Source organism: Candidatus Lokiarchaeota archaeon (assembly GCA_014730275.1).
Lineage (GTDB): Archaea > Asgardarchaeota > Thorarchaeia > Thorarchaeales > Thorarchaeaceae > WJIL01.
Window position 1 is genome coordinate 1 of record WJIL01000087.1, and the last position, 9,190, is coordinate 9,190.

5 protein-coding genes are annotated in these 9,190 nt (G+C 45.9%); 1 reads left to right on the plus strand and 4 read right to left on the minus strand.

What is annotated here, in order from left to right:
- Positions 1-1,069 precede the first annotated feature (1,069 nt).
- The 4 genes from GF309_10000 to GF309_10015 all read right to left on the minus strand — a co-directional run bounded on the left by GF309_10000 (position 1,070) and on the right by GF309_10015 (position 6,900).
- Positions 1,070-1,783, minus strand: coding sequence for a hypothetical protein (locus tag GF309_10000; GenBank protein MBD3159107.1), 714 nt, complete (start codon positions 1,781-1,783; stop codon positions 1,070-1,072).
- An 18-nt stretch (positions 1,784-1,801) separates the two neighbouring features.
- Positions 1,802-3,763 carry a hypothetical protein gene (locus GF309_10005; protein MBD3159108.1) on the minus strand — a complete coding sequence of 654 codons (1,962 nt, stop codon included), beginning with the start codon at positions 3,761-3,763 and terminating at the stop codon, positions 1,802-1,804.
- 200 nt (positions 3,764-3,963) lie between these two features.
- Positions 3,964-4,674, minus strand: a complete 711-nt coding sequence (locus GF309_10010; protein ID MBD3159109.1) for a hypothetical protein — start codon at positions 4,672-4,674, stop codon at positions 3,964-3,966.
- Between the two features lie 147 nt (positions 4,675-4,821).
- Entirely contained in the window at positions 4,822-6,900 is a 2,079-nt protein-coding gene (locus tag GF309_10015; protein MBD3159110.1) for a hypothetical protein, read from the minus strand.
- Between the two features lie 871 nt (positions 6,901-7,771).
- Between GF309_10015 and GF309_10020 the strand changes: the two genes are divergently transcribed.
- A partial coding sequence (locus tag GF309_10020; GenBank protein ID MBD3159111.1) for a hypothetical protein occupies positions 7,772-9,190 on the plus strand: 1,419 nt, incomplete at its 3' end.

Sequence of the window (9,190 nt, forward strand, 5' to 3'; positions counted from 1 at the left end):
AACATGCAGGTTGGAAAACAGGGCAAAGCTCAGGTCGTGCAAGGGTGTCCCTGTTTCCGTCCACTGCACCATGAATACACAGATGACGAACGAAGAATCCTATGTGTCAACGATGAAGATGTTCGCGAAATGAAGCTCTCAGCTTTTCCTAGCTGGAAACATGCGATGCTAGAAAAGAATGAGGAACGGGAACGGTTTCGAGCTGTTAATCGTAGGCTGTGCTATGCCACCGTTTACTTGGATTACAGCCACGGATGTGTCTATTGTGTGTCACAGGGTTGGCCATTGCGAATTCACGAACGAGAGGTATCACCTGAGGATGTTAGAGATACGGCAGGAGCTATGCTGGGAAACATGACACGAATATGGCTGGAGCCGGGACCTCCTCCTGATTTGGCGTTGATAAGAAGACGCATACTGGATGCAGAGGAATACAAACCCGAATGGAAGTACTATCGGCTGATGCAGTATTTGCCCGAGCTGCTGGGCCTTGATGGTATCGGCCTCATCGATAGACCACCCAATGTGGTGTTCGAGAAGATACTGGAAGAAGGATCGAAGGCTGCACTTCGTCACATCATAATCGAGAACTGGAAGAAGCAAATCAAGCAAGGTGGTACGACTATCGGCTTCGATGTCGAGAAGATGAAGGAGCATTCCTTTTTTGTGCGATACATCGATAGGATTCTTGAACTCCGCCAACGCGAAATGGAACATGTGGTCATCCACACGAACCTATTGGATTCTGAAACTGGAGTAAGCAGAGTGGACCTGCGGCCTCTGTGGCTCACGGCTTACGGATTTCAGATTCTGAGGGTGCTGAAGCTGGGAACTCAGTGCTCGTTGCGGGAATTCTCTCGTGTGCGGCAGGCCCTGGATGAAGCCGGGCTCGAAATCGAGATAAACAACGAAAATATACAGGTCGGACGCATACCGGATACTGATGACGTGCCTTTCAACATATCGCAAGGTCTAGGTACTTACATCTGGAGGAATGCAGAATATGCCCGAATAGACGCATAGCGACACTTCCTTGGGTTTTCTTGAGGAAGTGGGTTGATGCTTATTCTCATGTTGCTCCTCGTCTTCGAATAACTATGGTCACAACTATAACCAGAACTGCGATTAGCGAAGCTCCCAGGAAAATCAGGAGAATATTCTCATTATCCTGTGGCTCTGTGGTCGGAGTGGTTTCTGGTGTTGTAGTGGTCGAAGTGGTGCTAGTGATTGTCGTAATGGTAGTTGTTTGGGGATTCACGATTACTGCAAATGCCGTTGACTGTGTATTGCCATAGATGTCAGTAACACTAAGAAGAAGCCCGTACTGACCTGATGGGAGTGGAGTGGCATTCACCAAAACACCATCATTCACTTCAAAGTGTATAGTGTCATTTACGCACCATTCGTCCAATTCAGACAAATCTATCGCATGGAATTGGTATATCAGGTTCTCCCCATATTCTAGAACAAGTTGGGATGGTTTTTCTAGAAACTCGGGTGGTGTCGTGTCAACGACAAAAAGCGTGAACCAGCCTGTTGCTACATTTCCTGCTGTATCGTTAACAGATATGCAGATGGAATAGACACCAACAAGGAGGTTTGATGAGTTTTCAACTGTTCCAGTGCTGTCCACAGTGAAATAACTGGAGTCTCTAACCCACCAGGAATCAATACCGGATAGATCTGACGCATTGATATCGTATCTGAAGCTTGTTCCACACTCAATATACTCATCTTCAAGTTCATGAGTCCAAGTAGGGGGCGTTGTATCTTCGCTGAGCACAGTAACGGAGATAACGACTTAGAGTTGATTATCGTAGGTATCACATACACTGAGATTTAGCGAATACGTTCCAGGACTCAGAGGAGTAATATTGCGTAGATGCCCCTCGCTAGTAATGGCAAATCGATCAGTATCATTTACGGTCCACCCGAAAATGCCAGATAAATCGGAAGCATAGAGTTTGTAGTCAAGTTCCTCACCCAGCTGTATAATTTGATTCTCAGGTGGCATGACCCACTCGGGTGATTTGGTATCTTGAATCGTCAAGATGAAATCATCATGCAACCAATTACCATAGATGTCACTCACTGAAACGCTAATAGGGTAGTCATCTACAGGCATCTGAAGGTTCGTTGTGATGACCCCACTAGGACCAATCGAGAACGCAGTTGTGACATTCAGCTTCCATTCATATATCCCGCTTTCATCCGTGGCGTTCAAATCATATTGAAACTCATCTCCAGCTTCAAGCACTTGATCAGTAGGTTCCTGAATCCACGTAGGTCCCTTTGTATCCTGTACAACCACGGTGAATTCCCCCGCCAAAATCCCACCTACCGAATCATTGCCCCATACCGATACATGGTAGGTCCCGACAGACAAAACGCTAGCGTTTTTCACGGTGCCTGTTGAGTTGACATCGAAATGAGTTGTGTCGTTCAATGACCATGAAATGATGCCTGCACTGGAATTCGCTTTCAAATCGTAGCGGAGAGAGTCAAGATATTCAACTTCCATATCAGGTGGCGTCTCAATCCACTCCAATACTGGTAGTCTAAGCATCCACACAGCACTTGATCCGGGGCCGTAACTGGTTGTACGTCCTGAGAGGAGGAAACCGTCTCCTCCTATAATTTGAATGTCACTTCCTGATTCACCTCCCGGGCCGCCATAGATTTGATTGTATGAAAGACTCCCGTCCTCGTCTAGTCGGGCAAACCACATATTCCCATCAGTGCTTCCTAGTATGACACAATCCGCGCTACTGATTGGAGTTACAGACTCACCCGCATCAAGATCGCCAACATCGTAATTACGTGTCCAGAGATGGTTTCCGTTTTCATCGATACGAACTACAAGCACATCAGAAGTGTCATCAGAAAGGCTTCGAGTTCTTCCTATAAGAACATAATCTCCATCATTAGTTGTGCATACTGATTGCCCATCATCAGAACCTAGTCCCCCGTAGTAGTGTTCCCATTGCAGCCGCCAATATTCGTCAAACTTGGCTATGAATGCACTCGTTTCCGACATCTCATGCATCTTCTGACCCACAATCGCAAACCCACCATCATCAGTCTCAACAGCTGATTCGACGGTGATGTCTGCACCGAGTCTTTCGTACTTGGTTGACCAGATGTGTTCACCTAGTGAATCAATACGCAAAAGGTAAAGAACTCGTCCTATGCCTGAATATGCTTCGCCAATCACTGTAAATTCGCCGCTATCATGCTGGTAAATTGTACGGCCAAAGCCTCTGGCGTACGTCTTGTTCCAAAGCTCATGACCATCCAGGTCCGTACGTACGACCCATACATATTGGTCTCCATAATCAGTGGCATTGTTTCCAACGATTATGAAACCATCAGAAAGCTCCAGTAGATCATATCCTCTATCATCCTCTATTCCACCAAAAGTGCGGTTCCACAATAGTGTGCCATTTGATGCTACACGCCCTAGCCACATATCCCACAACCCTGCACCATAGCTGTAAGTATTGCCAACGAAAGCATATCCTCCGCTGCTCACCTCAATGACAGAATAGACGTTGTCCCCTTCATCTCCGCCATACGTGTGGTTCCAGATTGGGGCAATCTCAGTCTGCAGTGATTTTTCCTCAGATAAGATCATTTCTTTTTTCCCTGCAATCATCTCCATTCTAGTCGACTGGTAGTTGCAGTTCGTTTCAATCGGGAAAATTCCTATCACAATGAAAACCAGCACTGCTAGTAGAACACAAAATTGGATATCTCTTCTCAAGTTACTTCCACCTCCATGCCTGCAGAGCATTGGTTGTGTCATTAGGCAGGCATATTCGCTGTTGACAGTTGATTCCCCCCAATAATCATTGGATTTAATAGAGCGTTTAAGTTATCGGTGATTCTGTATATAAACCCTGCTTCGAAAAGCGGTGGACAAGCCCCGTTCCACATCTTGCCTTCGGAGTTGGCAGATTTCAATTAGAGCTTCTTCGAGCCTTCTCGCAGGACGAGCTTGGTCATTTGATTCTCGTTCTTCTCAATGTAGTCTCTCACAAGGCCTGAGTTTCGCTTGCTGAGTTCTCGCAGCACCCATCCTGCAGCCTTCCCCACAAAGAACTCCTGGTCATCGATATGCGGTTCTACAGCTTCGAGTATTCGTGTGTCGAATTCAGGCATGTAGTTGGACTTGAGACAGAGATACAGATACGGGAGCACCGAACAGCGGCGACGCCAGAAGTTGTCTGAATCTCGCCACTTTTTCAGGGTTTCTTCAACAGAAGAGTCTCGATGAAGAAGAGTGCCGATGCAGGGCTGGCACAGAGGGTCGCTGAGACCCCAGGTATCCAGGTCATCGATCCACTCATCAACGATGCTAAGGGCGTTCTGGATGGGCCCTTTCTTAGCATAGACCTTCATCATGTCTATCCCAGCCAGCCTTGTCTCGAAAGTCTCGATAGCCCACATCTCTTCCATAAGCAGAGGTAGCTCGTCAGGTTTCAGTGATTTGATATTGCTCTTGACAATGCGGTGGATATCAGGTAGTTCGACACCGATGAAGGCAAGGTTGGAGGTCTTCATGTATCCTGAGATTTTCTCCTTTCTCTCAGCATACCCAGCGGTCTCAAGTTCCTCATGAATCTTGTTCACTATTGAAGAATAGTTCATGGTTGCTCCCTTTTGTAAAGACATGCTGACTATTTATCCTTCTCTGGAAATAGCCTAAGAGTCGAGAGATGAAGACGCTGTGGCTGTCTGGTTCCTCACTTGGCTGAATTGTGGTTTATCCATTTTTAATCTCATACAATGACTACATGAATCTCTATCCTTGGCGGCCCATCAGCAATTGGATGTTATATACACATACCAACCGAAGGTTCCAGGAGTAGGGTCAGAGCAGACATACCCGTAACCGTAGGCATGGTCATTGATTGGATCATCCAACTGAGGGTTGCCCGGGTCCGGAGATTTCGATGCATAGAATACCGCAGCTTTTTTGTCACTCCCTTCTGTTTCTAGGCACGCCCTAAACCACGCCTGCACTATCGTCCGCGCCGGTAGAACCGCAGGCAACCCGGTCAAGTAGAGTCCAAATCGCTCTCCTCTCGTTCGGACATTTCGTGAGCTCGTTGCAAACGAACAGATTTGATGAACACCTTGGATGGTTTGTGCCCATCTTTCAAAGACATTCACTCCATCCTTGTTTTCCCACTTAAGAGGACTGCAAGCATCGAATACAATTGTCTCCAAATCACCATCGCCCAGCCGCATATGGTTTGGACTCAACCAACCATCATCGTGCTGTGATGTGAAGCAAACCCCACCTGCTCCCCCATGGTCCTGATAATATACGATATCAACCGCATCAATCCATTCGGAATCAGTTCCACTATGGGATGCATCCTTGAAGTCTTCTTCCCACGCAGACCATTCGCCCCAGTTGAATTCCTTGCTATATCCTCCAGCGGCGCCCATCCAATTGTAGAAGCCTTCGATGTTCCTCTCAGTATTCCAGAGCGGTGAATCAAGATCGGACATGCCTACCCATTCTATTCCGACCTCCTTCTTGCCATCATCGTATGCACCTATAGGACCGCTTGGAACGATTGTTCTCACACTGGATGATTCGCTTCCAGCATTTGAAACTGGGAAAAGAAGGAATGCTGACAGAACCATGAATGCAAGCAGAAGCAGAAGACCACTTTTCTTCCTGCGATACAACAGCAGCGACCCACCGACCAGAGTGATTGATGCAATAATAACCAGAGTGACGGTTATGTCGGGAGCGAAATCAACAGTCTCAATGTAGACCGCGATACAAGCACTGCAGCCCCTGTCTTCTGCGTCTCTCACTCTGACTGAGATTGCATGCGGTATTGGAGCGTCTTTCTTCAATAGCTCTGAAAGGTGCAGCCACGTAAAGGACTTGGATGTACTTAGGTCTCCATCGAAGTCTGATCTCCATTGATATGTGTATGGCGGTGTTCCGAACTGCACATCACAGTCAAATGTGATCGATGTCCCAGGCATGACGGAGAGCTGATGTGATGGTTCTGTAATTTCGACCTGGGGATCTAACAGGGTAGCATCGAACTGCAGCACTTTGTGAGGTATTCCCTCCTCACCCTCATCTTCCATTATTTCAATTTCCCAGACCGGTAAGAGCAGAGTCTTTTCCGAATCATCATCTGCTGTATATACCAGTTGGTGGTCCACCACATCATCTGAGCTAATGCCGTATACCTCCAGTATGGATTCGTATTCTATGAGATTGGCTGTTGTATAGGGCTCAGATTTGGGCTCTCTCCATTTCCAGTTGAATCCCAGTGTGTCTCCACCTTCGCCGATGATGACGGATATCTGTGCTGTTTCACCAGCGATAGGGTAATCATCGATTTCAAACTCGTAGTTCACGTGGTACTGGAGCACCTTCGATAGCGTTCTTTGAGAATCGGGGTTGTAGAAAGTAGCATTCGTAGATCCGATATTTGCAAAGATTGCACTCTCTGGGAGTAAACCCTTTTCATTTAGCCAGGCGTCTGCAGTACGACGACAACTTTCGGGTATCGGTACCTCAATTCCTAGCGCGACATTCCAAAGCTTGTCATAATCTGCGTACCACATCGAACCGTCGCGTCGGTCCATTTCGAATGTCTGATTCAGGTAGGTTACAACAAACCGCTCTTCTGCTTCGTCGACGGATATTTCCGGAATGGGGGTAAGTGAACGTGCTAATTGCTCGGTTCTGGACTCATTCACCTCTGGAGTCACCAACTCGTAGATTGGCATCTCGGTCTGAGATATCACATATTTTGAGTGGTCCACACCCTTGACGGTGATTGTTGGCACAGCTCTTTCATCTGTGACTGAAGCGAATAACAGAATCAGCATCATAAACAGGAGAATATTTCGGTTCATCAGGTCGTCATCCCTCTCGGCAGGAACGCAAACCATGCCCTATTGTAGCGGACATGGTCCCATAGATAGTAGCCTCGAGGCCTAAAAACCTGACGAGCTTCGATAAGCGGGTACAGATGCTGGGACTAAGACTGTTCTGATGCACTGACTGTAAGCTAATAGCTGGTATTTCATCCTTAAATCAAATACAATTGAATTCAGTTTCCGGAAAGATAATGCCATGAACAAAGCGAGTTACTACAAATGGTTGTTCACTATGATGGGGATATTCAACTCGATGATGGCGGTCTCGTTTCTTGTTGGTAGTATTGCTATTCCAGACATTTTCAGTTTCTTTGGAAGATAAGCTTCGTACAGAAAAGGGACAAGCCATCTCTTAGAGCATGATTCCCAATGCATCCAACTCTTGCCATCAATCAAATTTCGATGTTTTTTCCTTCTTGAACGTAGATCAAACCAGTATTTGAATAAATCTGACTGAATTATGCATCTCTACAGGCTCATTGTTTATCTATTCGTGAATATGATAGCGCGCCAGTGCCAATGAGAGGAAGTTACCGCATATCTGGTCGGGTCAGTGGTTGTCTCGAAAAAGAGCCAACATTCACTGCTGGAAGATAACATTCGCCGGGTTCGATGTTATTGTGAAACTAAGGGTAATACTTAAAGTTCCTAAGTTAAATGTTCAAGAGACCGAAAAGATAGGGGCAGGGTGGGAATTCTGAACAAAGGTGCATCATCGTGTTGGATATTGTTCGCAGTTTCTATCACGGTTGGGGCACTATGGGGCGGATGGGTTGGCGGAGTATTCCTTGGCGCGATATATTTTGTTATAGTATTTTGTATATTTGGATTTAAAGGGAGATTTTCTATGAAACTAGAATACGAAGTTGAAGGTGGTGAGAAGAAGAGAAAGTCATTGGCTCCTGCAAACGAAGTCAAACATGTAGTCGTGGCCAATTGGGGGCCTGTTCCTCGTGATGGCAGCTGGCTAACTATTGGGTGGAACAAGCGGCTTTCCGACTTCGCAGAAAATTACGACACGGTCATATCTGAAGAATCTAAACTAATCACCGCGGTAAATCTTTCCTCTCTTTCTTCCTGTAGGAAGATTGAGGAGTTGATTATCGTAGGCAACGATTTGAAGGAAATTGATCTTTCACCTCTTTCCAACTTCACCCACCTAAAATTGCTCGATCTTAGATTCAATAATCTGGAAGAAGTGGATCTCACGCCTCTTGCTGCATGCCGTGAGCTAAGTGAAATCAACCTTTCACATAACCAGCTTCGAGAAGTAGACCTCTCATCTCTTTCAAGATGTAAAGATTTGGAAATTCTAAACTTGTCGCATAATGAGCTGAAGGAACTTGATTTGACAGCCATCTCGGCTTGTCCCAAATTGACGGAGCTACATCTAGACCGAAATCAAATAGAACGCCTTGATCTTTCGAGTCTTGCCTTTTGTCCCGTAATTGGAAGGGTTGATTTAGACAAGAACAAGATCAGTCATCTATCGCTTTACCCTCTCATCGAATGCAACGAGCTATGGAACCCCGAAAACATGGACCCGGGACATCTACGTTATCCTTTCACAATAAAAGACAATCCAATCAAAGAAATAGATGTTAGTCCATTGCTATTGAGAGGAGACCATATTCTACGTAGCTCTTCTTCACTTAAGAGACGTACTTTGAAAATCTTCGCCCCTTTTTATTACAGGCTCATGAGAAAAAGTAGCCGTTGTCGAGTTACTGATTTTTCGGTGTCAATCTCAGATATCCCTTGGAATGAATTGCAGAAGCTGTTGAGGATAAACCTCGATATACTGAATCAAAATGAGAGATCGCAATTCATAGATCTACTTCTAAGAGAGATGGGATTCAAAAGTCATTCTTGGGAGAACTCTGACATTGACAATCATCTCCTATCGCTTCCCTCAGATCTTGAATATCAAGAGGTAATAGATGAAATATCCATATTTCTCGAACAGAATCATCTGCCGGAGAAACAATCCAAGAGTGCGAGTTCCATTTACCCGTTTTTCGAATACACCTTTGAGGATATCAAAAGCGGTAATTATCCATGTTCATCTTCCGCACCCATTCCTGATATTCCTAAGCTAAGTGAGCTCACCTTTGTGGTTGACAATGGCATTCGTGCGTACGAGAACCTATCCCCCCACTGGATACGCAATTGTTACGATAAATACACTGTTCCGGCTGACGAAGTCCCCTTGGAGGAAATGATAGAGGAGCTTGGAGAATCAGGTGATCCTGAGGCGCCTCTCATC